This window comes from Bordetella genomosp. 7, from assembly GCF_002261415.1.
Lineage (GTDB): Bacteria > Pseudomonadota > Gammaproteobacteria > Burkholderiales > Burkholderiaceae_B > Bordetella_A.
Genome location: NZ_NEVI01000015.1, coordinates 118,379 through 144,592, shown reverse-complemented (window position 1 = coordinate 144,592; position 26,214 = coordinate 118,379). Strand labels below are relative to the sequence as shown.

Here is a 26,214-nt window from a genome sequence, read left to right as displayed (position 1 = left end):
CTTTTCAATAAATTTCAAACAGGCCCGCCGCGCCCATGCCGCCGCCCACGCACATGGTGACCACTGCGTGGCGGACGCCGCGGCGGCGTCCTTCGATGAGCACGTGGCCGGCCAGCCGGGCACCGGTCACGCCAAACGGATGCCCCAGCGATATGGCGCCGCCGTCGACGTTGAGCCGCTCGGCAGGAATGCCCAGCGCCTGCTGGCAGTAAATGGCTTGCGAGGCGAACGCTTCGTTCAGTTCCCACAGCCCGATATCGTCGGCCTTGAGCCCGTGGCGTTCGAGCAGGCGCGGCACCGCATAGACGGGGCCGATTCCCATTTCGTCGGGCTCGCATCCGGCAATCGCCAGGCCCCGGAAGGCGCCCAGCGGCTGCAGCCCGGCGCGTTCTGCATCGCGCGCTTCCATCAGGACGCAGGCTGCCGCGCCGTCGGAAAGCTGTGATGCGTTGCCCGCAGTGACGAACTGGCCGTCTCCGCGTACGGGGGCGAGCCCCGCCAGGCTTTCGTAAGTGGTGCCGGGACGGTTGCAGGTGTCGGCGTCCACGGTGACTTCGCGTTGCGTGACGGCGCCGGTCGCCTTGTCTGTGACGGCCATCGTAGTGCTCACGGCGATGATTTCGTCGCGATACCGGCCGGCTTGCTGGGCCTCGGCGGTGCGGCGCTGGCTTTCGACGCTGAAGCGGTCTTGCGCTTCGCGGCTGATGCCATAGCGCGCGGCGACGATGTCGGCCGTTTCGATCATGGGCAGGTAAAGCTCGGGCTTGTGCTGCAGAATCCAGGGGTCCGTGCCCGCGTTGGGATCATCGCGCGTGCGGATGTGTGAAATGGATTCAACCCCGCCGGCGATCATTGCGGACGCGCCGTCCATGACGATGCGCGCGGCCGCGCTGGCGATGGCCTGCAGGCCCGACGCGCAGAAACGGTTGACGGTGGCGCCTCCGACGCTGACCGGCAGCCCGGCGCGTATCACGGCCTGCCGGCCTATGTTGCGGCCGGTGGTGCCTTCAGGGTAGCCGCAGCCGAGGATGGCGTCCTCGATCATGGCGGGATCGATACCGGCGCGGTCCACTGCCGCGCGCACGGCGTACGCGGCCAGGGTGGGGCCGGGTGTCAGGTTGAACTCGCCGCGATGGGCTTTGGTGATAGGGGTACGTGCGGTAGAAACAATGACGGCTTCGCGCATGATGGTATTCCGGTTAGGCGGCATGGCGGCTGGCCCGACCCACGAGGTCGGCCGGCCCGCTCAGGCGCGGTTCAGGCTGGCAAAGTCGCGACCGCTGTCGACCAGTTCGATGAGCAGCGCAGAGGGTTGCCAGAAGTGCGGGTCCTGCGGGGCAAACTCGCGGATATCGGCCAGGATGCGAGCCAGGCCGACCTGGTCGGCGTAGTGCATGGGCCCGCCGCGGTAGCGCGGAAAGCCATACCCGGACAAAAACACCACATCGATGTCCAGCGGGCGCAGGGCTATGCCTTCGAGCAGTACATTGGCGGCTTCGTTGACCATGGCCGCGAGATAGCGGCGCATGATCTCTTCATGCGAAAACGGGCGTGGCGCGATGCCCGCGCGCTGGCGTTCGGCGTCTATGATCGCGAGCACTTCCGGGTCGGGGGTGCCGGTGCGCGCGCCATCGGGGTACAGGTAATACCCGCGCCCGGTTTTCTGGCCGAACCAGCCGCGTTCGCAAAGGCGGTCGGCGATCTGCACATAGCGCAGCCGCGGGTCTCGCGTGGCGGCTCGGCGCTTGCGTGTGGCCCAGCCGATGTCTCCCCCGGCAAGGTCGGCCACCTGATACGGCCCCATGGGATAGCCAAAGCCGCGCACCGCCGCGTCGATGTCGTACGGCGATGCGCCGTCTTCCATCATCAGGTCGGCCGCCTGGCGATAGACGGCCAGGATGCGGTTGCCGATGAAGCCGTCGCACACGCCGGCCCGCACCGGCGTCTTGCGCAGGCGCCTGGCCAGCTCGAAGCCGGTGGCCACCGCGTCGGGGGAGGTCCGCCCGGCCACAACAATTTCGAGCAGCTTCATGATGTTGGCCGGCGAGAAAAAATGCAGGCCCAGGACGTCGGCGGGGCGGCTCGTGGCCGCCGCGATACGGTCCACATCCAGGTACGAAGTATTGGTGGCGAGCACCGCCCCAGGCTTGGCGATGCGATCGAGTTCGGCAAAAACTGCAGCCTTGACGTCAAGGTCTTCGAACACGGCTTCGACGATCAGGTCGGCATCGGACAGGGCATCGTACTGCGTGGCGCCGGTGTAGCGGGCCATGCGCTCGGCCTTGCCGGCTGCATCGAGACGGCCTTTTGCGACCAAAAGATCGTAGACCTGTTCGACACGGGCGCGGCCGCGGGCGAGCGCCTCTTCGTGTTGTTCGACCATGACCACGGACAGGCCGGCGTCGAGCATGGCCACCGCGATACCGGCGCCCATGGTGCCCCCTCCGACGACGCCCAGGCGCTGCAAGGGGCGCGGCTGCGCGTGCCGGGTTTCGGGCGCCTTGGCGGTTTCGCGTTCGGCAAAGAACGCGTGCACGAGCGCCGCGCGTTGCGGGCTGTCGAGGCACTGCAGGAATAGTGCGCGTTCGGTTTGCAGGCCCGAGTCAAAAGGCTGGTCGAGAGCGGCTTGTACCGCATCGACGATTCTGGACGGCGAGAACAGGCCGCGCTGGCGGGACTGTAGCTGCGCGCGCGCCGCATCGATGGCGGCCTGGGCCGCGGCGCGGTCCTGCAGGGCGGTGGCGTCGCGGGTAGGCCGCGGCCCGGCGCCCTGCCGAAGCAGTTCCTGGGCATAGGCAATGCCTGCCGCCCGCGCTTCGGGCTCGGCGGCAATGCGGTCTACCAGGCCCCATTCCAGGGCTTCTTTGGCAGAGGCGTGTCTGCCGCTGAGCATGATGTCCAGCGCGGCTGCCGCGCCGATCAGGCGGGGCGTGCGTTGTGTGCCGCCCGCGCCCGGCAGCAGGCCCAGATTGACTTCCGGAAGCCCCAGGCGCGCGCCGGCAAGCGCAATGCGGTAGTGCGCCGACAGCGCGATTTCAAGGCCGCCGCCCAGAACGGCGCCGTGCAAGGCCGCGATGACCGGCTTGGCGCTGGCCTCGATGGCGTTGCAGACATCGGGCAAGGCCGGCGGCTGCGGCGGCTTGCCGAACTCGCGGATATCGGCGCCGGCAATGAAGTTGCGTCCGGCGCCGGTCAGCACGATGGCCCGCACGCCGGAGTCGGACTGCGCGGCGCATATGGCGTCGGCCAGACCGCGCCGCACGTCAGCGCTGAGCGCATTGACCGGCGGATGGTCGATGGTAAGAACCAGGATGTCGTCGTGCCGCTGCGATGCAACGGTGCCATGCGGCGCATGCTCAGCCATGAAGAAGCGTCTCCGGAGTGCAGGCTGTCGGCCTGTCGAGTGTGGTGTTGATGAACGCCATTTATTCTTGATCAGCAAGTTAATCTTGACAATGGCATCAAGAGTTGACAGTGCGTACAAGAAAATTTGACAATACCCGCGCTATGGACACGAAATCGCTGACGTTGTTGGTCGAAATCCTGGATGCAGGCAACCTGAGCGAAGCGGCGCGTCGGTTGAAGATGACGCGCGCGAATGTCAGCTATCACCTCGGTCAGCTGGAACGAGCCGTGGGCATGCAGCTGGTGCGGCGCACGACGCGCAGGGTCGAGCCCACTGAAATCGGCCTGAAGCTGTATCAACATGGCTGCAGCATCCGCGACGAACTGGCGGCCGCGCGCGAATCTGTCGAGACGCTGGGCAAGACTCCCCAGGGCAGGGTGCGCCTGAGCGTGCCCAGCGGCTATGGGCAGTTTGTGATGACGCCGTGGCTGCTCGAGTTCAAGCGCAACTATCCCGGCATCGTGCTGGATGTGCTCTTCGAGAACAGCGTTGAAGACCTGCTGCGCGACGAAGTGGATATCGCCGTGCGCATTACGTCGGGGCCGCCGGGGCACCTGGTGGCGCGCGAACTCGGCCAGGTGCGCTATGTGGTGTGCGGTTCGCCCGCCTACGCGGCGCGGCGCGGCCTGCCGCAGCGTCCGGAAGCGTTGTGCGGCGTGCCCATTATCAGCGCCGCCGTTATCGGCAGGCCGTTGCGGCTGTCGGCGTACCAGGGCGGCCAGCGGCAACAGGTAACGCTCGACCCCACCATCGTGTCACGCAACTATCCCTTCCTGCGCGATGCCACGCTGGAAGGGCTGGGCGTGGCGGTATTGCCAGACTATGTGGTTCACGAAGACGTGGCCCGGGGCCGGCTGGTTACCGCGCTGGACGAATGGCGGCTGAGCATTTTCGGGCGATCGATGTACTTGCTTTATATGCCCAGCCGACACCATCCGCGCGCGATTTCGATGATGATCGAGTTCATCCTGGACAAAGCCCATGCCGCGCACGAAGGCCGGCCGGGCCTGTTGCCCCCGCATTAGCCCGCGGCCAGATGTCGGCGTGCCGCGTCAGGCGCGCGGCAGTGTGTCTTCGAAGCGCTGCAGAAAATCCAGGACGGCCTGGCCGGCGAGCTGTGCGTCGGCGGCGGTCATGGTTTCTTGCGGGTTGTGGCTGACCCCGCCATTGCCACACCGCACAAACAGCATGCTGATGGGCACCAGGCGCCCCAGCAGCATCGCGTCGTGGCCGGCGCCCGATGGCAGGTCCAGCACCGGCACGCCTTGCGCGGCGATCGCCTGCCGCCATAGCGCCTGGTGCGTGTCCGAACAGGGCGATGCCGGCACGCGCATTAATTCTTCGACGGCATACTCGATGCCGCGGCGTGCGCAAATCTGCTGAATACGGGCATCGATGTCGGCCAGCGCCGTGTCACGGGCGGCATCCTGGGGCGCGCGGATGTCCAGCGTCAGGTCACAGGCGCCCGGAATTACGTTGATCGAGCCTTCGGGAACCTGCAGTGTGCCAACCGTGCCGACCAGTCCAGGCTCGGCACGACAGCGTTCTTCTATGGCCAGGATGATCTCGGCCGCCGCGCAGGCGGCGTCACGCCGCATGTCCATGGGTGTGGTGCCAGCGTGGCCCGGCGCGCCAGCCAGCGTGATGCGGCGCCGCACGCAGCCTGCGATGGATGTGACCACCCCCAGCGGCAAACCGCGCTGGTGCAGCACAGGCCCCTGTTCGATGTGCACTTCGAAATAATGGCAAAGGCGCGGGTCTGCCTTCTGGCGAGGGGCTGCATCGGGATCCAGGCCGGCGTCGAGCATGGCCTGGCGCAAGGTGATGCCATCGGCATCGCAACGTTCGAGCTGGGACGCATCGAACTGCCCGATGTAGGCGGACGACCCGAGGAAAGAGCCGCCATAGCGCACGCCTTCTTCTTCGGCAAATGCCACCACTTCGAAGTCAAAGGCCAGGCGTCGTCCGTGCCTGTGCAGGTGCGCGACGACCGCAATGGGCAGCAATATGCCCAGCCGGCCGTCGTACTTGCCCCCGTTGCGCACGGTGTCGTAATGGCTGCCTGTTGCAACCAGTGGCGGCGCCGCTATTGCGCTGTCGGCCCGATAGCGGCCTATGACGTTGCCCACGGCATCGCATCGCACCGTGTCGAATCCCGCTTCCTGCATCCACGTTTCCAGCTGGCGGGCCGTCGCGCGATGGGCAGGGGTCAGGTACGTGCAGGTGAGATTGTCGGGATGATCCGACCATTGCGCCAGCGTTTCGGCACAGGCCATGACGGGATCGCCGTATTCGGCGTTGGCGAGCGGCTGGAGGCGGACGTCGGACATGGGCATATGGCGATGGACGAGGTTACCTGCTTATACCATCGTGCGACGCCCTACAGGAACCTCTGACGTGGCGGCAATAGCCGTACCGTACGGTGCGCCGGTATGTCATCATGGCAGGCAGTCGCTCAGGCGTGCCCGTACGAGCCGACACGGATTTCATCATTGCCAGGAGGACGACATGTCATTCCAAGGAAGTTGTCATTGCGGGGCCGTCCGCTTCACGGTGAACGCGGACCTGCCGGCTTCGGCTATCAGCTGCAATTGCTCGCATTGCCGGCGCAAGGGATTCCTGCTCAGTTTTTTTCCCGCGGATCTTTTCACGCTGGAGGCCGGGGCCGATGACTTGGTGTCGTACCGGTTCGCCACGCACAAGATCGATCACCGCTTCTGCCGGCATTGCGGTACGCAGCCTTTCGCATATGGCGCCAATCCCGATGGATCCCCGGTGCGGGCGGTGAACCTGCGCTGCGTGCCCGATGCGGACCTGGATGCCCTGACACTGCAGAAATACGATGGCGCTTCACATTAGAGGCGATATTTCGATACGGGCCGCAGCGTAGCGGGCCGGCTTGCGGGCACACTGCCGAGGTTACGCCTTGCCAGGATGCCGCCATGCATGAAACACCCGAGCGCCGCACTCGATCGCCCGCGGATCCGATCTTTTTCGGCTGGCGCGTCGTGGCGGCGGCTTTTGTCATCGCGGTGTTTGCCTGGGGCATAGGGTTCTATGGTCCGCCCATTTTCCTCGGGGTGCTGCAGGTTTCGCGGGGCTGGCCGCTTGCGTTGATATCGGCAGCCATCTCGGTGCACTTTCTTTGCGGGGCCGCGGTGGTTGCCGCCCTGGATGCGCTGCATCGCCGATACGGCGTTGCCGCCACCACCGGCGCGGGTGCGTTGGTGGCTGCCATCGGCTTGTTGGGGTGGGGATACGCGCGCGAGCCGTGGCAGCTTTTCGTCGCCGTCCTGTTCAGCGGGTCCGGGTGGGCCATGACCAGCGGCGCGGCGCTCAATGCGATGGTCGCGCCCTGGTTCGACAGGCGCCGGCCCGCGGCGCTGGGCATGGCATTCAATGGCGCCAGCCTGGGCGGCGTGATCTTTTCGCCGTTGTGGGTGGCGCTGATCGCGGCGCTCGGCTTTGGCGCTGCCGTCGTGGCCGTGGCCCTGGTGATGGCGCTGACCGTCCTGGGGCTGGCTGCGCGCTATCTGCGCCATACGCCCGCCCAGCTGGGCCTGGCGCCGGATGGCGACATCCGCGCGGCGCCCGACGGATCCGGCGCGCGGGTCGCCGCGCACCAGCCAGCCCTGTACGCGCCGCGCCGCGACCGGCGCCTGTTGACACTGGCCATCGGCGCAACGCTGGCGCTGTTTGCCCAGGTGGGCCTGGTGGCGCATCTGTTTTCGATGCTGGCGCCCGTCATGGGCAACGGGCCTGCCGGCACCGTCATGGGATTGGCCACGGGGTGCGCCATCGCCGGCCGCATGGTGCTGGGCCGATTGCTGGCGCCGGGCGTGGACCGGCGCAAGGCCGCCGCATGGAACCTGGCGGTACAGGCGCTGGGCTCCGGGGTGCTGCTGGCCAGCGGCCCGTCGGCAATGGGCATGGTGCTGGGTTGCTGCCTGTTCGGCATTGCATTGGGAAACGTCACCTCGCTTCCGCCGCTGATCGCCCAGGCGGATTTCCGGCCTGTCGACGTGGCGCGCGTGGTGGCGTGGGTAACGGCGATCGGGCAGGCCGGATACGCATTCGCGCCCGCCGTGTTCGGGTTGTTGCGCGAATGGGCAGGGGCGGGCGGGCTGGCCGGCCTGGTTTTCGTGGTGGCCGGCGCCATGCAATTACTGGCCGCCGCCGTCCTGCTGGCCGGCCGCACCCGCACCTGACGCATGGCAAACATCGCGCTCGGCCGGGTGCATGACCGGACTGGCATCGAGACGGGCCGCCGCATCAGGGTGCTAACCTGAACCGCATGAAGAAAACAACCTGGATATCCGTCGGACTAGCGATCGGGGCAGGCATAGGCGCAGCGCTGGACAATATCGCACTGGGCATAGGCATAGGCTTGGCGCTGGGCATCGCCATGAGCTTCGAAAGCCGCGATTAGCGGCGCCGGAGACGGACCGCTGCCGTTGCGGCTGGCGTCGGCTGCGCGCCGCCGCTTGCGACGAGGTTCGGCCGCAGACCGGCCGGAAACCCGAACTGCGATAATGGTGCGTCGGTGGCGCGGTGCCGCCGGTGTGTTTACGGAATGCGCATGACTGACGCTGTCCAGCCGCTGTTTATCAAAGTCCATGAGGCCGATAACGTCGCCATCATCGTGAATGATGGCGGCCTGGCCGCGGGCGCCACGCTGCCAGGCGGCGTGGTGCTGCGCGAATCGATACCGCAAGGCCACAAAGTGGCGCTTGCCGACCTGGCGCATGGCGACCCGGTAATCCGCTACAACGTCACCATCGGCTACGCTGCGCGTGCGCTGCCGCGTGGCAGTTGGGTGCACGAGCGGGTCACCACCTTGCCCACGGCGCGTTCGCTGGACGACCTGCCCATGGCGACGCGCGCGGCGCCGCCCATGCCGCCGTTGCAAGGCTATACCTTCATGGGGTATCGCAATGCCGATGGATCGGTGGGCACGCGCAACATTCTGGCCATTACCACCACGGTGCAGTGCGTGCAGGGCGTTGTCGAACATGCCGTGCGGCGCATCAAGGACGAGCTGCTGCCGCGCTTTCCCAATGTGGACGATGTGGTCGGCCTAGAGCACACGTATGGTTGCGGCGTTGCCATCGATGCGCCCGGCGCCGCGGTTCCCATCCGTACGCTGCGCAATATCAGCCGCAACCCCAATTTCGGCGGCACAGCAATGATGGTGAGCCTGGGCTGCGAAAAACTGCAGCCGCAGCGCCTGATGCCGCCAGGAACCCTGCCTATCGCGCCGGACGCGGATGCCGGCGCGGCTATCGATACGATCTGCCTGCAAGATGAAGAGCACATCGGTTTCGACGCAATGATCCGGTCCATCATGCAGACGGCCGAGAAGCACCTGGCGATCCTGGATCGCAGGCGCCGCGAGCCGTGTCCGGTATCGGACCTGGTGGTGGGCGTGCAATGCGGAGGCAGTGACGCGTTTTCCGGGCTGACCGCCAATCCGGCGGTAGGCTATGCGGCCGACCTGATCGTGCGCGCCGGCGGCACGGTGATGTTCTCGGAAAACACCGAGGTGCGCGACGGCATCGACCAATTGACCGCGCGCGCGGCGACACCCGAAGTGGCGCAGGCCCTTGTGCGCGAAATGGCCTGGTATGACCGGTACTTGAGCCTGGGCATGGCAGATCGCAGCGCCAACACGTCCCCCGGCAACAAGAAGGGCGGCCTGTCGAACATCGTGGAAAAGGCCATGGGTTCGATCGTGAAGTCGGGGTCGGCGCCGATTTCGGCCGTGCTTTCGCCCGGTGAGAAGCTCTCCGGCAAGGGGCTGGTGTTCTGTGCGACGCCGGCCAGCGATTTCATCTGCGGAACGTTGCAGCTTGCGGCCGGCATGAATCTGCATGTGTTCACCACCGGTCGCGGAACGCCCTACGGCCTGGCGCAGGTGCCGGTGATAAAGGTGGCCACGCGCAGCGACCTGGCGCGCCGCTGGCACGACCTGATGGACATCGATGCGGGCCGCATTGCCACCGGCGCGGCTTCCATCGAGGAGGTCGGCTGGGAATTGTTCCGCCTGATGCTCGACGTGGCCAGCGGCAAGAAGCAGTCCTGCGCTGAAAAGCTGAAACTGCACAATGCGCTTGCGCTGTTCAACCCCGGCCCGGTGACCTGACCGCGTCCCCACGCGCGACTTTTTCGGAGTAATTGCATGACAGTACCGGTAGATCCCGAACAACGGCTCATTGATCTGGAGATCAAGCTGGGCCTGGCCGATGACATGCTGGACCAGCTGAACCAGGCCCTGTTTCGCCAGCAGCAACAAATCGACAGGCTGCAGCGCGAAGTGGCCGAACTGCGCCAGCAGATGCCCGAAGGCGCTGGTGCCGGTCCGCGCAACCCGAGCGACGAGCTGCCCCCGCATTACTGAGCAATGCGTATCCTGTGGGCTTACCTGCGTCCGCACGCCAAGTTGGCGGCACTGGCGTTGCTGCTGGCAGGCGCAAGCCAGGTGCTGGCGCTGATCGACCCGATTATTTTTGGCAAGATCATCGACGAATATGCCATCAATCGTGCCGGCCTTTCCGACGACGAGCGGGTGGCCGGGGTGTTGCGGCTGCTTGCGCTGGCGGTGGCCATTGCGGTGTTGTCGCGGCTGGCCAAGGCGGTACAGGAATACGTAACGCGGCTGGTCGTACAGAAATTCGGCACGCAGATGTTCAACGACGGCCTGCGCCAGGCGCTGCGCCTGACATTCCAGGAATTCGAAGACTTGCGCAGCGGCGAGACCCTTTCGTTGCTGCAGAAAGTGCGCACCGACAGCGAGCGCTTCATCAACGCCTTTATCAACACAGTGTTCGCGGCATTGGTCGGCATGGGTTTCCTGGTCTGGTACGCCGTGACCCGGCATTGGCTGCTGGTGCCGGTGTTCCTGGTGGGCGTACTGGTGCTGGGCGGCCTGACGGGGCTGCTCAGCAGGGAAATCAAGACCCAGCAGCGGTCCATCGTGCGCGAGACGAATCGCAGTTCGGGCTTTATTGCCGAATCGTTGCGCAATATCGAGCTGATCAAGAGCCTGGGGCTGACCTTTCCCGAAATCCGCCGCCTTCAGGCACAGACATTGCGCATCTTCGAGCTGGAAATGCAGAAGGTCAAGCGCATCCGCCTGTTGTCCTTCTTGCAAGGCGTGACGCTCAGCATGTTGAAGCTGGCGATCCTGTTTGCGTTGCTTTGGCTGATCTTCCGTGATGTGCTCAGCCCGGGCGAGTTGATAGCCATGCAGTTCATTTCGGTGGCGATTTTTGCGCCGCTGCAGGAGCTCGGCAATATCATCCTGGCGTATCGCGAAGCCGAAGCGTCGTTGTCGAACTTCGACGCGCTGATGCACAAGCCCATCGACCGGCGCCCCGAATCCCCGCAGGACTGCGGCCCGATCACGCATGTGCGCTTTGCCGACGTGGTGTTCCGCCACAAGGGCGCATCCGACAACGCGCTGGACGGCGTGTCTTTCTCGGCCGCGCTGGGCGACACGATTGCTTTCGTGGGGCCGTCGGGGTCCGGCAAGTCCACGCTGGTGAAACTGTTGCTGGGGCTGTACAGGCCCGCGCGGGGCGAGGTGTTCTATAACGATATTTCGACCAAGGTCTTGCGCTACAACCGAGCGCGTCGCCAGGTCGGCCTGGTGACGCAGGAACCATACTTGTTCGCGGGCACGCTGCGCGACAACCTGCGGCTGGTAAAGGCGGACGCTACCGACGAAGAAATCGTGGACGCAATGCAGCAGGCGGCCTGCGCCTACCTGTTGCAGAAATCACCCGCCGGCCTGGGCACGCATATAGGCGAAATGGGGCTGAAGCTGTCGGGTGGCGAGAAGCAACGCCTGTCTATCGCACGGGCCTTGATACGAAGGCCACGCCTGCTGATTTTCGACGAGGCCACTTCCGCGCTGGACTCCCTCACCGAAGAGCAGATATCCGCCACGGTGCGGCGTATTTCGGCCAGCCGCAGCCAGATCACCATATTGATCGCGCACCGGCTGTCCACCATCATGCACGCCGACACCATCTTCGTGCTGGAAAAGGGGCGCGTCGTGGAAAGCGGCACGCACACCGAACTGCTGGCGCGCACTGGCCTTTACTACGCCATGTGGCGCCAGCAGATCGGCGAACGGCCAGGCGCGCCGTCGCGGATTTCTTCTTCGTAGAATGCGCACCGTTGAATCAGAGGGCTGGATTGATGCGTTTACAACGGCTTGTCACACTATTGGTGATAGCGATCCCGGGCCTTTTCGGCGTCGCGGCGGCCAACACCGTGGCCGAAACCGCGGCGCGGGTCGAGGCAAGGCTGGGCGGACGGGTGGGCGTGGCGCTACAGCGGCTCGGCGAGCCTGCTGTGGCGCTCTACCGCGCCGATGAACGGTTTCCTATGGCCAGCACCTTCAAGGCCCTGGCGTGCGGCGCGCTGTTGGCCAAGGTGGATGCCGCGGAGCAAAGCCTGGATACCGTGGTGCTGTACGGCCCCGAAACGCTGGTGACGTATTCTCCGGTCACGGCCCAACATGTCGGCAAAGGCATGACACTGGCGCAGCTGTGCCACGCCACCATTACCTTGAGCGACAACACCGCCGGCAACCTGGTGCTGCGACGCATCGGGGGCCCGGCGGGGCTGACGGCGTTCCTGCGCAGTACGGGCGACGAGATGTCGCGACTGGATCGGTGGGAACCCGAGCTGAACGAGGCCTTGCCCGCAGACCCCAGAGACACAACGACGCCACGTGCGGCAGCCGGCACATTGGGCCGCCTGTTGTTCCAAGGGGTGTTGTCGCCGGGTTCCAGCCATCAGCTCGAGGCCTGGATGATTGCGGACCAGGTCGCCGACGAACTGATACGGGCAAGTCTGCCGCAGGGGTGGGGGATCGGTGACAAGACGGGTTCGGGGGAACGGGGTTCGCGCTCGATCATCGCGGTGATCAGACCGCCGCACGGCAAGCCATGGCTGGCGAGCATATATCTGACGGGCAGTTCGTCCCGCCCGCAAGAGCGGAACGCCGCCGTCGCCGAGATAGGCCGGTCCATGATCCACGCCATAGCGGCCGCCATCGAACCGTCGTCGCGCTGACAGGCGCCGGGAGGCCGGCGCTTCGATCGGGCGTCGCGTCATCGGGCGATCGTCGCGAGCGCCTTGCGCCCGTTCATCCATGGGCAGCGTAACGCAAAGGGCACGGCGGGCGCGATGCGCGCGCAATTCGTCGTACGATGCGCCCGGCCTCACGGCCACCCTTGTTCCAGGACGCGCCGCAGGGTGGACTCGAGCTGCCGGACGTCGGCACGGGGGCCTCCCGGCATGTCGAATTTGCCGTCCAGGGCCAGGTGCGCAAAGCCGTGTACGGTAGACCATGCGCCCAGCAGACGGGCGCGAGTGCATTCGTCCAGCGCCTGTCCGGGCGCAACCCCCGCGTAGTCGCGAATCGCATGCTCGAGTTCGGCAAACGCTGCCTGGCCGGCCGCCTGCAGGCGCGGATCGTCGCTGAGGCGGTCTTTGCGGAACATCAGATGAAAACGGGCCGGATACGCCAGTGCGAAGCGCACGTATCCCAGGCCCTGCGAGCGCAGCCGCGCGCCAGGGTCTTTGCCGCCGGCCTGCGCGCCTTCACGCAGATGCTGTGTCAGCGCCTCGAAGCCCAGGATGGCGACCTCTGTCAGCAATCCCGCCACGCTGCCGAAGTGATGCACCGGCGCCGCGGGCGATACGTTCACCCGGCGCGCCGCCTCGCGCAGGGTAAAGCCATCCAGCCCGCGCTCGGCCAGGATGTCTTCGGTGGCGTCGATCAGGGCCTGGCGCAGGGCCCCATGGTGGTAGGTTTCGTGCGCCACGGATTTTGGAGCGGGCATATTTCATCTTTACATTGTTCAAATCAGATGCTACCTTATCTAAACAGTGTTTAGATTGAGGGTGGCGCCATGTTTGCAATCAGTTTCGATTCGGCGGCCCACGCGTCATCGCCGTGGGCCATCCGGCCGGCGCAACAGCTGCTGGGCCGGCAGCGTGTGCTGGCGGTGTTCGGCATGGTCATGCTTGCGGCCTTGATACCCGCGGCGCTGGCGGCCTGGCTGGATCCGCGCACGCTAGGCGGCGTAGATGTATGGGCCAAGCCTATGAAGTTCATGGCCGCCATAGGTTTGTATGCGCTGACGCTGGCGTGGCTGATCGGCGAGCTGCCCCAAAAGCGACGCCGCACGCCGCTGTTGAGGGCCACCGTATGGACGGCAGTGGCTACCGGGGCGTTCGAGGCCGTGCACATCACCTGGCAGGGCGCGGTGGGGCAGCCGTCGCATTTCAATACCAGCACTCCCTTTCACACGGCCATGTTCATCCTGATGGGAATAGCGGCGTTGCTATTCACGGCGACCTCGCTGCCGGTGGCGCACCAGCTGTGGCGGCACGCCGATGGCATGGCCCCGGCATACCGCCTTGGGGCGGTGCTGGGGCTGCTTCTGACGTTCGCGGCCGGGGCGGGGGTGGGTGTGGCCATCAGCGCCCATGGCGGGCCGCTGGTGGGCGCCGCGGCCGGGCCAGGCCTGCCGCTGACAGGCTGGTCGGTTACGGGGGGAGATCTGCGCGTGGCGCATTTCCTTGGCGTGCATGCCCAGCAGGTATTGCCTTTGGTCGGGTATCTGCTGGGCGTGGCGGGCGGGCGCCACGCATCGGCAGCAGTCGCCCTGGCCGCTGCTGTCTACCTGGGCCTGGTGGGGCTGGCGCTGGCGCGCGCGTACGCGGGCCTGCCTTTGTTTGTGTTCTAGCCCTGCGGCGGCTAATTCGCCTCGCGGGCCTTTGTGGCGTCCGTGCGCGGGGTGATTTCCATAATCAGCTCAACGCGCCGGTTCGCTGCACGCCCTGCTGCGGTGTCGTTCGGGGCAATCGGGCGGGTGTCGGCGTATCCGACGGCGCGCAGCCTTGCCGGGTCGACCCCACCCCGAACGAGTTCGCGCAGCACGCTTGTGGCCCTGCCGGCAGAGAGCTCCCAGTTCGATGGAAACTGCCGGGTCTGGATCGGCACGGGATCGCTGTGGCCTTCGACCGAAACGGGGTGCCCCTGGCTGCGATTGATTACACCGGCCATGCGCGCGATGACGCTCAGCCCGTTTGGGCTGAGCATGGCCTGGCCGGATGGAAACAGCAGCTCGTTGCTGATGCGAAAGCTGATCGATTTTTCGTTGACGATGACATCCACGTCGTCGCCCAGGCCATCCAGGCCCAGTTCCGCTATCGAGGGTGGCTGGGGTTCGGGGGGCGCAGGCTCTGCGGGGCTAGCAGGCGCGTCTGGCGTCGCGGCCGGTTCGGCGGCCGGGGCGGGCTGCGCAATGCCGGCCAGGCCGGAAAGCGGCGCAAACGTTTCCCGAGCAGCGGACAGGCCGGGCAGATCGGGCATGGGCAGCAACGCCGTCATGTCGCCAGGCGGCGTTTGCGCAGCGTTTGCCGCGCCGGCGGGGCTGGCGAGCAAGCCCAGCAGTTGCACGGGCAGTGAAGCTGCGGGCGCACGGGTCGGCAACTGCGATACCCCCAGCAGCACCACCAGCATTGCCAGAAGCAAGGTGAGCAGATCCAGATAGGTCAGAAGCCAGCTTTCGGACTCCGGCTCGACCTGGGTATCGACGTGCCAGCGTGCGTAGCGGCCGCCTTCGTGCAAGGGCGCCCGGATCGGCGGAGCCGGGGCCCGCGCAGCGGCCTGGCGCTGTTGACGCTGCCGGCGCAGGGCATCGATGCGGTCGGCCAGGCTCATGGACGCGCGCTGGCCGCACGGGGCAGGGCGTTGGTCGCAAGGCCAGGGGCTGCAGGCGCCGCCTTGGCAGCCTTTGCCGCCGCGGCAGGCTTGGCGCTCGCCATGGCCTTGGCGCCGGAACGAGCCGGCTGGCCGGCGCCGTCGTCGATCTCGTCGTCGAAATGCATCATGAACGAGTTCAGCGTTTCCCGCAGCACAGCGGGGCCGCGCCGGGCGCACATCAGGGAAATGCCTTGAAGCACCATGTTCATCAGGATCAGCCGCTGTTCGGTGCGACGTTCCAGCTTGACGGCGATGGGCTTGCACACCAGGTTGGCCAGCAATATTCCATAGAAGGTCGTCATCAGGGCCACCGCCAGATGTTGCCCGATGACCGCCATGTCGCCGCCGCCCAGCACCGACATCAGGTTGATTAGCCCGACCAGCGTCCCCAGCATGCCGAACGCCGGCGCGAAGCCGGCCATGATTCGGAACATCTGCGCCTCGGCGCGTTCGCGGGCGCGCAGACGGGCGATGCGCCATTGCAGCAACTCGATGATCTGGTCTTCGGGCGTGTGATCGATGATCAGTTGAACGCCGGTTCGCAGGAACGGGTTGGCGACTTTTTGCAGCGCCTGTTCCACCTTGTGCACATCGGCGTTCATCCACAGTTGCGCCAGCGTCGCGAGTTCGTCGATGTCGCGTCGGGCATCAATCTTCTCGCCACGGAATACTGTGCGCACCAAGGCGAACACGCGCGCCACTTCACGCAGCGGGTAGCTGATGAAAAGCGCGGCGCAGGTGCCGCCCACGACCACGAGCAGGCCCGGCAGATTTATGTAAAGGCCGGGGTCGCTTGCCGAAAGCGCCAGCGCCACGGCCAGCGTAACGACGGCCACCGCGATGCCGATAAGGGTCGAAACGTTCATGACAATGAGCCTCGCGCAAAAGAGCGCGGAAAGGGCTCATTCTAGAAACGGCAGGCGCAGCTCAATCGGTGGATAACGGCAGGAAATCGGGGGATTTAAGGGAATTACAAGTAAACCGAGGGGCGACGGGGCGCAGAAAAGTGTCAGATTCCGGCGTGGGTGGGGGGAGCATTCTTGGGATGTCGGTGTCTGACACCTGACGGAGTCAGACACCGGTGACGGCGAGTTCGCGCTATAGGTGTCTGACTCCGGCGATATAGGTGTCTGACTCCGCCAGGTGTCAGACACCGACACGACCGGCATGGGTGTCAGACACCGAGACGCCCTGGGCTCTTCGGCATGGGTGTCAGACACCGAGACGCCCTGGGCTCTTCCACACTGGCGCCCGATCAAGAGCGATACGGGCCGAAAACCCCGGTCGAAGCCCGCCGTGGCGTTCGCAGCGGGCTTACTGGCGCGGCGCGCCGCCGGCCGGGGCTTGTTCGCGCACCATCGAAATCACGCGCTGGCGCAATTGGGGGTCCTGCTCTACGGCCTGGCCGATTCCGTTGAACTCGTCGACGGTGAGGCCGTCGGCGTTGACCATCCGGACCATTTTCTCGTCGGCCTCGCGATAGACTTCTTCACGTGCGGCGTCATCCTTGGCGGCCTGCAGTTTCGGACGGTATTCATCGGCCACCATGGCTACTTTCTGCGAAGCGCTGGCGAATTTCTGCAATTGCGCTTCGGACGGCTGGATAGCGGGTTGGGACTGGGCGGGCGGTTGCGCGGCCGGCGCGGCCTGGGCCTGCGCTGCCATTGGCGACACGCTCACGGCCAGTACGGCAGCTGCAAAAAAGGCGGAAGTGATACGCGGCATGAGGCCTCCTTGGTCGAGTCAATGCGTAAGGCCCATGATGACAAGCCCACGGCCCCGCCTCAAGTTCTGCGATGTTTGCGCATGTGACCAGGGCCTGGGAACGCCAGGTTACGGTGCGTTTCAAGGAGGATCAGGAGTTCAGCGCGCGCGCTCGCGACAGCAGCAGATTGCGCTCTGGTTCATTGCGCGCCATCTCGGCGGCGCGCAGGAATTCGGCCCGTGCCTCCTGGATGCGTCCCAGGCGCGCCAGCAAATCGGCCCGCACGCTGGGCAACAAGTGGTATGCGGCCAGCACTGGCTCGGCCGACAGGGCATCAACCAGGGCCAGCGCCGCCTGCGGACCCTGCGCCATGCCTACCGCCACGGCGCGGTTCAGTTCGACCACGGGCGACGGCGCCACCTGAACCAGCGCGTCATACAGCGACACGATCTGCCGCCAGTCGGTGTCTTCGGGACGCGCGGCGCGCGCATGGCAGGCGGCCAGCGCCGCTTGCAGCGTGTATGGGCCGGGCGAATCGGCAAGTTCCTGTGCGCGCTGCAACGCCGCCAGGCCGCGCCGGATGAGCAACGCGTCCCATAATGACCTGTCCTGGTCCATCAGCAGGATAGGCCCGCCCTCCGCATCCACGCGGGCGGCCAGGCGCGCAGCCTGCAGCTCCATCAACGCGGCCAGGCCGTGCACTTCGCTTTCCTGCGGGGCCAGTTCGGCCAGCACGCGGCCCAGCCGCATCGCTTCCTCGCACATCGCCGGACGCGTCCAGTCAGCGCCTGCCGTGGCCGCGTAACCCTCGTTGAAGATCAGGTAGACCACTTCCAGCACTGAAGCCAGGCGCGTGGCCAAGTCGGCGCCTCGGGGCACCTCGAATGGCACGCCCGCGTCGCGCAAGGTGCGTTTGGCGCGCACGATACGCTGCGCGACAGTGGATTCCGACACGAGAAACGCGCGCGCGATTTCGTCGGTGGTAAGCCCCCCCACCAGGCGCAGCGTGAGCGCCACGCGGGCTTCGGTCGACAGCACCGGGTGGCACGCGGTAAATACCAGGCGCAGCAGGTCGTCTCCGATGTCATCCTGCCGCGCGGCGTCGAGCGCATCGACAAAATCGGGCTCGACGTGGGCCTGCAAGGCGTCCATTTCGTGGCCCAATTGTTCGTGCTTGCGCGCATGCAGGGTGTCCTGCCGCAGCCGGTCCAGCGCCCGGCGCTTGGCGGCAGTCATGAGCCAGGCTCCGGGGTTGTCGGGGATGCCGTCGACCGGCCAGCGTTCCAGCGCAGTGACCAGCGCATCCTGCGCCAGTTCTTCGGCCAGGCCCACATCGCGCACCAGGCGCGCAGCATGCGCCACGACCTTGGCGGATTCGATGCGCCAGACGGCTTCGATGGCCTGGTGGACGGCATCTCGCGAACTCATTGCTTCAGGATCTCCGCATTCGGATCCATGTACATCAATTCCCAGATGTGCCCATCGGGGTCTTCGAACGCATGGCCATACATGAAGCCGTAGTCCTGAGGGTCGCGGGGCACCGAGCCGCCCGCCGCCACTGCGCGCGAAACCAGGTCGTCGACTTCGGCGCGGCTTTCGCACGACAGGCAAACCAGCACTTCGGTGCTTTGCTTGGGGTCGCACAACGGCTTGTTGACGAAAGTCTTGAAGTAGTCGCGGGTCAGCAGCATGGCGTACAGGTTCTCGCCCAGCACCAGGCAGGCGGCATTCTGGTCGGTGAAGCGGGGGTCGAAGTCCAGCCCCAGTTGCTTGAAAAACGCCATGGAGCGGGGCAGGTCGGAAACAGCCAGGTTGACGAAGATCTGTTTGTGCATGATGGTTCTCTTGGCAAGTCGATGCAAGGAAGGTGCCGGATGCGGCGCTATGGCTTGGGCAGCGCGCGCAGCGGCATGTCGTACAACTGTCGTACTTCAATCTCGGCGGCCACGCCGGGGCCCGCCGGCGCCGGAAAGCGCCGGGCCCATTCCAGCGCTTCGACGCGGGTTCGCACCTGGATCACGGTATAGGCCGCGGCATGGTCGCAGCCCTGCTGGTGTGGGCCTTCCAGCGTTTCGCAATGCCCGTCGGCATAGCGCAGGCGCCAGCCCGTGGCGCTGGGCTGCAGCCCGGCGGCATCGAGCAATACGCCGGCCCGTGCCAGGGTGTCGTGGTAGGCGGCCATTTCCGAGGGCCAGCTATCTCCGGGCCGGCTGCCGGCGATGGGGTCGGCATTGGCTCTGGCGATAATGATGAAACGCATGGCGCAGTCTCCGGTGTGGCGGCGCGCCGGATTCGGCGGCCATTGCAGACACGACGGGCAGCGCGCCATCAGATCGACAAAGCGCGGTTGGGTTAAGGGAAAACCCCTATAAACGATTGCGTCAGCTGAAGCAGGGGCCCACTTCGCGAATTTCCACCGTGCACCATTGCGCCGCCGGACATTGCGCCGCGATTTCCACGGCTTCGTCGCGGGTGGCGCAGTCGAGCAGGAAGAAGCCGCCTATCATTTCCTTGGCTTCGGCGTACGGGCCGTCGATAAGGCGAGGCCGGCCGTCGCGCACCTGCAGTTTCACGCCCTCGGCCTCGGACTTGAGCGATTGGGCATCGCGCAGCAGGCCGCGCGCTTTCAGGTCGGCCGCGTAGCGCAGCATGCTGTCATAGGCGGCGTGGCCTGCCTGCTCGGAACGCTGCGCGCGTTGGCCGACGGGTTCGACGATGAGCAGCATATAGGGCATGGCGACTCCGTGTGCATGGGGGCAGGAAGCCGAGTTTATTGCCCGCATGCCCGGGATGGAAGTGCAGAATCGCCCATCCGGTGTATCGTCGCCGTGTTGTGACACGGAGAAGCACATGACCGCGACCCAGGAAAGCATCAGCATGGCGGTGTTCTGCGATTTCGAGAACGTCGCGTTGGGCGTGCGAGACGCCAATTACCAAAGGTTCGATATCAAGCCGGTGCTGGAGCGCCTGCTGCTCAAGGGCAGCATCGTGGTAAAGAAGGCCTATTGCGATTGGGAACGTTATCGCGAGTTCAAGGCCATCATGCACGAGGCGAATTTCGAACTGATCGAGATTCCGCACGTGCGGCAGTCAGGCAAGAATTCGGCGGACATCCGGCTGGTGGTGGACGCGCTGGACCTTTGCTATACAAAGCTGCACGTCGACACCTTCGTGATCATCAGCGGCGATTCGGACTTCTCGCCCCTGGTATCCAAACTGCGCGAAAACGCCAGGCAGGTGATAGGGGTAGGGGTAAAGCGCTCGACCTCGGATCTGTTGATCGCCAATTGCGATGAGTTCATTTTCTATGATGACCTGGTGCGCGAGCGACAGCGTCCCGAACAGAAGGGCGGCGCGGCGCGTGAAGCCGCCTCTGCGGGCCGGCGCAACCAGGAAGAAGACCCCGGCCGCAAGGCAGAGATCGAGGCGCGCCGCACCCAAGGGATCGAGATCGCCGTCGAGACGTTCGAAGACTTGGTGTCCGAACGCGGCGACAGCGGCAAGATCTGGGCTTCGGTACTGAAAGAAGCCATCAAGCGTCGCAAGCCGGATTTCAGCGAGTCGTATCACGGCTTCAAGACGTTCGGCAATCTGCTTGAAGAGGCGCAGGCCCGCGGGTTGCTGTCATTTGGCCGTGACGAAAAGTCTGGCGCGTATGTGTACAGGGCCGTGCCAGCCGAGCCCGAGCCGGCGCGCGCCGGGGGCAGCCGCGGGGCCCGCAAGACTGCCGCCCGCAAGAAAGCGGCTTCAAAAGCCGACGCGGCAATAGAGCGTACCGCCGACATGCTGACCGATGCCGTGGTGTCGCCGGCGGATGCAGACATCGCCACGCAGGCGGCCGCCCAATCCGGCGCCGACGCACCCGCCCAGGCCACGCCTCCGGCTCGCAAGGCGACGCCGCGCGCTCGCCGGCCACGAAAAACGGAGCAGAACTGAGTGCCCTCATATTGTGACCATTTGCAACGAACGCTCCGGCGTGCGCTAGACTAAGAGCCTTGACCGCCCAGGCCCGAGCCCCGGGCGGCGGTATATCTGGCTACCCGTTAAGCATTGCTATGGACACAACCCAAACTGTGGCGCGCGAATGGCGCGCCGCCTGGCGCGCACAAGCGCAGTCCCGTCCCTTTGTGGCGCTGGGGCTTGCTGCCGCATCGGCGGCCGCGCTGTTGCTGTTGGCCGCCGGCCTGTACCGGGGGCTTACCGGAGTCGAACCTGGCTACATACGCTACGCCGCGCTGGGCGGCCTGGCCGGGTTTGGCGCCACCGCAGTGGGGGCGCTGCTTGCGGTGGGGTTGCGCAGCATCCAAGACCGCACGCAGGACATCATGCTGGGGTTCGCGGCGGGCATGATGCTGGCGGCCAGCGCGTTTTCACTGGTTCTACCGGGACTGGCGGCCGCCGAAGGCCTGGTGGGCGATGGCCCGGCCGCAGCCGCCGTGGTAGTGCTGGGCCTGGCGCTGGGAGTGCTGCTGATGCTGGGCCTGGATGTGTTCACGCCGCACGCGCACGATAGCACCGGGCCTTGCGGGCCCGATGCCGAACGCCTGAACCGCGTCTGGTTGTTCGTACTGGCCATTACGCTGCATAACCTGCCCGAGGGCATGGCGATAGGCGTGGGTTTTGCCAACGGCGATATGCAGGTTGGCCTTCCGCTGACATCCGCGATTTCCATCCAGAATATTCCGGAAGGGCTGGCGGTGGCCATGGCTTTGCGCGCCACGGGCCTGTCGCCATGGCGCGCCGCGCTGGTGGCGGCCGCCTCCGGCCTGATGGAGCCCCTGGGCGCGATGGTGGGGCTGGGAATGTCCAGCGGCCTGGCGCTGGCGTATCCCGTCAGCATGGGCCTGGCAGCTGGCGCCATGATTTTTGTCGTGTCCCATGAAGTCATTCCCGAAACGCACCGCAATGGCCACCAGACGCCCGCCACGGTAGGCTTGTTGGCAGGCTTTGCCGCGATGATGTTCCTGGATACGGCGCTGGGTTAGGTGCTTTTGTGCTTCGGGGTGAATCGTGATCGCGCTGCTTGAGGCTCATCGGGCCGGGTTGTTGCAACGCCGGCATTGGTTGCCGAATATCGTTTCGGGCGTCATTGTCGGGGTGGTGGCCCTGCCGCTGGCCATGGCGTTTGCCATCGCATCGGGCGTCAAGCCCGAACAGGGCCTGTACACGTCGATCGTCGCCGGCCTGCTGGTTTCCATATTCGGAGGCAGCCGGCTGCAGATTGCCGGGCCTACCGGCGCGTTCATTGTCATCCTGGCCGGAGTGGTCGCCGAATACGGCGTGGCGGGGCTGCAGCTGGCCACGCTGATGGCGGGCGTGATCCTGCTGCTGCTCGGCGTGGCGCGCATGGGCGCAGTGATCAAGTTCATCCCCGCTCCTGTCATCGTGGGTTTCACGGCCGGCATCGGGGTGATCATCTGGGTGGGGCAATGGAAAGACTTCTTCGGTCTGCCCCCGACTGAAGGCGTTCATTTCCACCAGAAGCTGTGGCAACTGCTGCAGGCGTTGCCGCAACTGCACCCGGCCACGACGGGCCTGGCGCTTTTCAGCCTGGCGTTGCTGATCCTGTCTGCGCGCGTGCCATACCTCAAGCGCGTGCCTGGCCCGCTGGTGGCGCTGGTCGCCGCCACGGTGCTGCAGGCGGTCTTCGCCTTCGATGGGGTAGCCACTATCGGATCGGCGTTTGGCGGAGTGCCTCAAGGGCTGCCGTCCTGGCAGTGGCCCGAGGTCACCCTGCCGCGCCTGATCGAATTGATCGGGCCGGCGTTCGCCATTGCTATGCTGGGCGCTATCGAATCCCTGCTGTCTGCCGTTGTGGCCGACGGCATGGCGGGCACGCGGCACCAGTCGAACCAGGAACTGATAGGCCAGGGCATCGCCAATATCGCCGCGCCGCTGTTCGGCGGCATCGCCGCCACAGGCGCCATCGCCCGCACCGCAACCAATATCCGCAATGGCGGCACCAGCCCCCTGGCCGGCATCGTGCATTCGCTTACGCTGATTGCCATCGTCGTGCTGGTTGCGCCGTTGGCCGAAGACGTGCCGCTCGCCGTACTGGCTGCCATCCTCTTCATGGTGGCATGGAACATGAGCGACGTGCGGCATGTGGTGAAGATGCTGCGTCGCGCGCCACGCGCCGATGTGGTCATTCTGCTGGTGACCTTTCTGTTGACCGTGTTCGCCGACCTGGTCGTGGCGGTGAACATCGGGGTGATACTCGCCACCCTGCATTTCCTGCGCCGCATGGCCTCCAGCGTGGGTGTGTTGCCCATACAGGGCGAAGAACTGCGTTTCGAACTGGCGGCCAATGGCATTGCCGACCTGCCGGAAGGCGTGCTCGTCTACACGATAGAAGGCCCATTGTTCTTTGCCGCTGTCGAGAATTTCGAGCACGCGCTGGCCAGCACGCACACCGACCCGCGCCTGCTGGTAATAAGCCTGCGGCGCGTACCGTTCATCGATGCGACGGGCCTGCAGATGCTCGAAGAAGTCATTGCGCGCCTGCAGCAGCGCAAGGTAAGGGTGCTGCTGGCCGAAGCCAATCCGCGGGTGCGGGGCAAGCTTGCCAAGGCCGGGGTGGTGGACCTGGTTGGCCCCGACGCGATGTTCGACACCTTGAAACAGGCGCTGGCCGCCTGCGGGGCCGTGGCGGCGCGCCCCGGTCATCCCGATGGCGGCGCGGGCGGGCAGGGGGTCGGAGAAGGGCGCCTCTAGCGGACGTGCCGACGCGGCCCCTGCCGCCATCCGTGATCAAGGGGGGCCGCGCCGGCGGGCTTCAACGGCGGCCGTTCAACAGGCTGCCGCCGATTTTCAGCAGATCGCCCAGGCCCACCTGTCCGTCGCCGTCCTGGTCCAGCAAAGAACCCAGAAGATCGCCGCCAACTCCGCCCTGCTGGCGTGCCGCGTCGCGCTCGTGCGTCAGTGTGGCGCCCAGGCTGTCGGCGTCCATGCCGCTGCCTTGCATGCGCTTGGCCAGAAAGGCCATCACGATAGGCGCAAGCAATTTCAGTAATTGGGCGGCATTGCTGCCGCCCAGTCCGGTGGCCTGCCCCAGATTCTGTTCGGCCCGGTCGCAGTTCTGTCCGAAGACGTGGCCCAGTATGGCGCCGCCATCGAGCTGGCCGCCTTCGGCAGGGGCGCCCCCGCCCAACAACGACCCCAGCAGGCTGCCGAGATCGGCGCCGCCATTGTGGTCGCGCTGCAGCGCGCCGAACAGGTCCTGCGCGCCCTGGGGCTGCGCAGCGTTCTGGCCCAGAGCGCCCAGCAGCAATGGCAGCGCGGCGCCCACCGCGCTTTGCGTCTGGGCCGTGTCGGACCCCAGTTGTTGGGCCAGTTGCTGCATGGGTGCGCCCTGCAGTTGTGCGTACAGTTCGTCAGAGAGAGTGGCGGGCGAATTCATGGTGTTTCTTCCTGGATGACGGGTTTCTGAAGCGTACCACCGGAGGCGGGTGAAGACGATGCGGCGGGTGCGTTGCGCAGCAGCAGGCCGCCCAGCAAGGCCGCGATGGCCGCGCAGATGGCGCCCAGCATGAAGGCCAGACGATAGCCGCCGTTCAGTGCCTCGGGCAGTATCGTGCCGGCTTGAGTCAGGGCCGCCGTGTGCGCGGCGGCCACGCTGGCCAGGATCGCCAGCCCCAACGCGCCGCCCATCATGAAGGCAGTATTGACGATCCCCGAGGCCAGGCCGGATTCGTGCGGCGCCACATCGTTCATTGCCGCCAGCAACAAAGGATTGAAGGCGATGCCGGCGCCCAGGCCCAGCAGCAGCATGCCGGGCAGAATGTGCACGCCGAAGCTGCCATCGATGGGAGCCTGGGAGAACAGGGCCAGCCCGGCCGCGGCGGCGGTCAAGCCCGCCGCCAGCGGGCCGCGCACGCCAAAACGCATGACCAGGCGCGCCGATACGCCCAGCGAACAAACGGCCATGACCAGGTTGCCGGGCAGGAAAGCCAGGCCCACCTGCATGGCGCTATAGCCCAGCACCAGCTGCATGTACAGCGCCGAAATAAAGAACCAGGCAAACATTGCCGCGGCCCACAGCACGCCTACCGCGTTTGCCGTGGCAAGGTTGCGCAACCGGAACAGGCCCAGCGGCATCAACGGCGAGCGCGCCCGCGATTCGATAAACAGGAATGCCGCCAGCAGTGCCGCCGACAGCGTCAGCAGCCCCATCGATTGGGTCGAAGTCCAGCCTGCCTGGTTGCCATTGACCACCGCATACACCGCCAGCATCAGCGATAGCGTGACGGTGAAGGCGCCGGCCACGTCCAGGCGCACGCCGCTGGCGGCGCGCGTGCCCGGCAACAGCACCAGGCACAGGCCGAACACGGCGGCGCCGATGGGCAGGTTCACCAGGAAGATCCAGTGCCAACTGAGCTGGCTGGTAAGAAGCCCGCCCAGCAGCACGCCCACGCTGCCGCCTCCGGCGCACACAAACCCGTACACCCCCATGGCCCTGGCCCGTTCGGCAGGTTCGGGAAAGAGCGACATGATGAGCGACAGCGACACGGCCGACACCACTGCGCCGCCCACGCCCTGTATCGCGCGCGCCGCCACCAGCATTTCCTGGCTGGTTGCCAGCCCGCAGGCCAGCGATGCCACGGTAAACAAGGTCAGGCCGGCCAGAAACACCCGCCGCGAACCGAAGAGGTCACCCAGTTTTCCGCCCAGCAGCAAGAAACCGCCGAACGTCAGCATATAGGCGTTCACCACCCATACCAGCGCGGTTTCCGTAAAGCGCAGATCGGTGCGTATCGATGGCAGGGCCACATTGACGATGGTGGTGTCCAGCACGATCATCAGTACACCCAGGCACAGCACGATCAGCGCCAGCCAGCGCTGTTTATCTTGTGAAGCATGCGGCATGCGTATTCCCTGGAATGATTTCAGCTGGCGATCTGGCCGCCATTGATAAGCCACGACGTTCCGTAGCGGTCGGTCAGCGCGCCGAATGTCTCGGCCCAGAAGGTTTTTTGCAGCGGCATGGTGACCGTGCCGCCTTCGGCCAGATTATTGAAGATGCGCGTGGCGTCGGATACGGTGGGAAACATCAGCGCGAGCGACACGCCGTGCTGGCCCTGGTAAGGCTGGCCGTCGATGACATCGGCCGCCATCAGTGTCTGGCCGTCCAGGTTCAGCCTGGCGTGCATGATGCGCTCGTGCATGTTGGCGGGGATGCCCGCGCTTTCCGGCGCCTGCGCGTAAGTCAGCATGGCTTCTACGCGGCCGCCCAGCGTATGCTCGTAAAAGCGCAGCGCTTCGGCGCACTGGCCGTCGAACGACAGATAAGCACAAAGTTGGGGCATGATGCGTCTC

Annotated in this window: 26 protein-coding genes; 12 read left to right on the top strand and 14 right to left on the bottom strand. The window is 65.8% G+C overall.

What is annotated here, in order from left to right:
- Positions 1-4: 4 nt before the first annotated feature.
- Together CAL18_RS09875 and CAL18_RS09870 are read right to left on the bottom strand one after the other, a co-directional pair.
- On the bottom strand, positions 5-1,186 hold the full coding sequence (locus CAL18_RS09875) for an acetyl-CoA C-acyltransferase (RefSeq protein WP_094817772.1): 1,182 nt from the start codon (positions 1,184-1,186) through the stop codon (positions 5-7).
- Between the two features lie 60 nt (positions 1,187-1,246).
- Positions 1,247-3,364, bottom strand: coding sequence for a 3-hydroxyacyl-CoA dehydrogenase NAD-binding domain-containing protein (locus tag CAL18_RS09870; protein ID WP_094817771.1), 2,118 nt, complete (start codon positions 3,362-3,364; stop codon positions 1,247-1,249).
- 143 nt (positions 3,365-3,507) lie between these two features.
- On the opposite strand from CAL18_RS09870, the gene CAL18_RS09865 reads away from it, so the two are divergent.
- Entirely contained in the window at positions 3,508-4,431 is a 924-nt protein-coding gene (locus CAL18_RS09865; RefSeq protein WP_094796326.1) for a LysR family transcriptional regulator, read from the top strand.
- A gap of 27 nt (positions 4,432-4,458) precedes the next feature.
- Here CAL18_RS09865 and CAL18_RS09860 read toward each other — a convergent pair whose 3' ends face one another.
- Positions 4,459-5,736, bottom strand: coding sequence for an allantoate amidohydrolase (locus CAL18_RS09860; RefSeq protein WP_094817833.1), 1,278 nt, complete (start codon positions 5,734-5,736; stop codon positions 4,459-4,461).
- Between the two features lie 178 nt (positions 5,737-5,914).
- Between CAL18_RS09860 and CAL18_RS09855 the strand changes: the two genes are divergently transcribed.
- From CAL18_RS09855 to bla, 7 genes are all read left to right on the top strand, one after another.
- The gene (locus CAL18_RS09855) at positions 5,915-6,265 is read left to right on the top strand and encodes a GFA family protein (RefSeq protein WP_026638205.1); all 351 of its coding nucleotides are present in this window, start codon (positions 5,915-5,917) and stop codon (positions 6,263-6,265) included.
- Positions 6,266-6,348: 83 nt separating this feature from the next.
- Entirely contained in the window at positions 6,349-7,614 is a 1,266-nt protein-coding gene (locus CAL18_RS09850) for an MFS transporter (RefSeq protein ID WP_051423614.1), read from the top strand.
- Between the two features lie 86 nt (positions 7,615-7,700).
- Positions 7,701-7,835: a hypothetical protein gene (locus CAL18_RS19935; protein WP_269320883.1), complete on the top strand. Its 135-nt coding sequence runs from the start codon at positions 7,701-7,703 to the stop codon at positions 7,833-7,835.
- 150 nt (positions 7,836-7,985) lie between these two features.
- Entirely contained in the window at positions 7,986-9,548 is a 1,563-nt protein-coding gene (garD, locus tag CAL18_RS09845) for a galactarate dehydratase (protein ID WP_094796425.1), read from the top strand.
- Between the two features lie 36 nt (positions 9,549-9,584).
- Complete coding sequence (locus CAL18_RS09840; protein ID WP_026638203.1) at positions 9,585-9,803, top strand: SlyX family protein; 219 nt, start codon at positions 9,585-9,587, stop codon at positions 9,801-9,803.
- Between the two features lie 3 nt (positions 9,804-9,806).
- A complete protein-coding gene (locus tag CAL18_RS09835; RefSeq protein WP_094817770.1) occupies positions 9,807-11,576 on the top strand; it encodes an ABC transporter ATP-binding protein in 1,770 nt (589 codons plus the stop codon).
- Between the two features lie 32 nt (positions 11,577-11,608).
- Positions 11,609-12,490, top strand: coding sequence for a class A beta-lactamase (bla, locus tag CAL18_RS09830; RefSeq protein WP_094817769.1), 882 nt, complete (start codon positions 11,609-11,611; stop codon positions 12,488-12,490).
- A gap of 149 nt (positions 12,491-12,639) precedes the next feature.
- Here bla and CAL18_RS09825 read toward each other — a convergent pair whose 3' ends face one another.
- Positions 12,640-13,263 (bottom strand): TetR/AcrR family transcriptional regulator, encoded by a 624-nt coding sequence (locus tag CAL18_RS09825; RefSeq protein WP_094817768.1) that lies wholly within the window; start codon positions 13,261-13,263, stop codon positions 12,640-12,642.
- A 69-nt stretch (positions 13,264-13,332) separates the two neighbouring features.
- On the opposite strand from CAL18_RS09825, the gene CAL18_RS09820 reads away from it, so the two are divergent.
- Positions 13,333-14,172 (top strand): hypothetical protein, encoded by an 840-nt coding sequence (locus CAL18_RS09820; RefSeq protein WP_094817767.1) that lies wholly within the window; start codon positions 13,333-13,335, stop codon positions 14,170-14,172.
- 11 nt (positions 14,173-14,183) lie between these two features.
- Here the strand turns inward: CAL18_RS09820 and CAL18_RS09815 are convergent, their stop codons facing one another.
- From CAL18_RS09815 to CAL18_RS09785, 7 genes are all read right to left on the bottom strand, one after another.
- Positions 14,184-15,152, bottom strand: coding sequence for an OmpA/MotB family protein (locus tag CAL18_RS09815; protein ID WP_094817766.1), 969 nt, complete (start codon positions 15,150-15,152; stop codon positions 14,184-14,186).
- Positions 15,149-16,060, bottom strand: coding sequence for a motility protein A (locus CAL18_RS09810; RefSeq protein ID WP_094817765.1), 912 nt, complete (start codon positions 16,058-16,060; stop codon positions 15,149-15,151). The genes CAL18_RS09815 and CAL18_RS09810 overlap by 4 nt, the downstream gene beginning before the upstream one ends.
- 448 nt (positions 16,061-16,508) lie before the next feature.
- Positions 16,509-16,919 carry a DUF4168 domain-containing protein gene (locus tag CAL18_RS09805; protein ID WP_026638200.1) on the bottom strand — a complete coding sequence of 137 codons (411 nt, stop codon included), beginning with the start codon at positions 16,917-16,919 and terminating at the stop codon, positions 16,509-16,511.
- 130 nt (positions 16,920-17,049) lie between these two features.
- The gene (locus CAL18_RS09800) at positions 17,050-18,327 is read right to left on the bottom strand and encodes an RNA polymerase sigma factor (RefSeq protein ID WP_094817764.1); all 1,278 of its coding nucleotides are present in this window, start codon (positions 18,325-18,327) and stop codon (positions 17,050-17,052) included.
- A complete protein-coding gene (locus CAL18_RS09795) occupies positions 18,324-18,734 on the bottom strand; it encodes a VOC family protein (protein ID WP_094817763.1) in 411 nt (136 codons plus the stop codon). Before CAL18_RS09795 ends, CAL18_RS09800 begins: the two co-directional genes overlap by 4 nt.
- A 47-nt stretch (positions 18,735-18,781) precedes the next feature.
- The gene (locus CAL18_RS09790; RefSeq protein ID WP_094817762.1) at positions 18,782-19,159 is read right to left on the bottom strand and encodes a YciI family protein; all 378 of its coding nucleotides are present in this window, start codon (positions 19,157-19,159) and stop codon (positions 18,782-18,784) included.
- A gap of 121 nt (positions 19,160-19,280) precedes the next feature.
- Positions 19,281-19,634 (bottom strand): YciI family protein, encoded by a 354-nt coding sequence (locus tag CAL18_RS09785; RefSeq protein WP_094817761.1) that lies wholly within the window; start codon positions 19,632-19,634, stop codon positions 19,281-19,283.
- A 115-nt stretch (positions 19,635-19,749) separates the two neighbouring features.
- On the opposite strand from CAL18_RS09785, the gene CAL18_RS09780 reads away from it, so the two are divergent.
- From CAL18_RS09780 to CAL18_RS09770, 3 genes are all read left to right on the top strand, one after another.
- Positions 19,750-20,835: an NYN domain-containing protein gene (locus CAL18_RS09780; protein WP_081745603.1), complete on the top strand. Its 1,086-nt coding sequence runs from the start codon at positions 19,750-19,752 to the stop codon at positions 20,833-20,835.
- A 119-nt stretch (positions 20,836-20,954) separates the two neighbouring features.
- On the top strand, positions 20,955-21,884 hold the full coding sequence (locus CAL18_RS09775) for a ZIP family metal transporter (RefSeq protein ID WP_038851892.1): 930 nt from the start codon (positions 20,955-20,957) through the stop codon (positions 21,882-21,884).
- Between the two features lie 25 nt (positions 21,885-21,909).
- Positions 21,910-23,613 carry a SulP family inorganic anion transporter gene (locus CAL18_RS09770; protein WP_094796334.1) on the top strand — a complete coding sequence of 568 codons (1,704 nt, stop codon included), beginning with the start codon at positions 21,910-21,912 and terminating at the stop codon, positions 23,611-23,613.
- Between the two features lie 61 nt (positions 23,614-23,674).
- Here CAL18_RS09770 and CAL18_RS09765 read toward each other — a convergent pair whose 3' ends face one another.
- From CAL18_RS09765 to CAL18_RS09755, 3 genes are read right to left on the bottom strand one after another with little or no spacing between them, the layout of a single operon-like run.
- Positions 23,675-24,298: a DUF937 domain-containing protein gene (locus CAL18_RS09765; protein WP_094817760.1), complete on the bottom strand. Its 624-nt coding sequence runs from the start codon at positions 24,296-24,298 to the stop codon at positions 23,675-23,677.
- Positions 24,295-25,764 (bottom strand): DHA2 family efflux MFS transporter permease subunit, encoded by a 1,470-nt coding sequence (locus CAL18_RS09760; protein WP_026638194.1) that lies wholly within the window; start codon positions 25,762-25,764, stop codon positions 24,295-24,297. Before CAL18_RS09760 ends, CAL18_RS09765 begins: the two co-directional genes overlap by 4 nt.
- Before the next feature lie 20 nt (positions 25,765-25,784).
- The gene (locus tag CAL18_RS09755; protein WP_026638193.1) at positions 25,785-26,204 is read right to left on the bottom strand and encodes a VOC family protein; all 420 of its coding nucleotides are present in this window, start codon (positions 26,202-26,204) and stop codon (positions 25,785-25,787) included.
- Positions 26,205-26,214 lie beyond the last annotated feature (10 nt).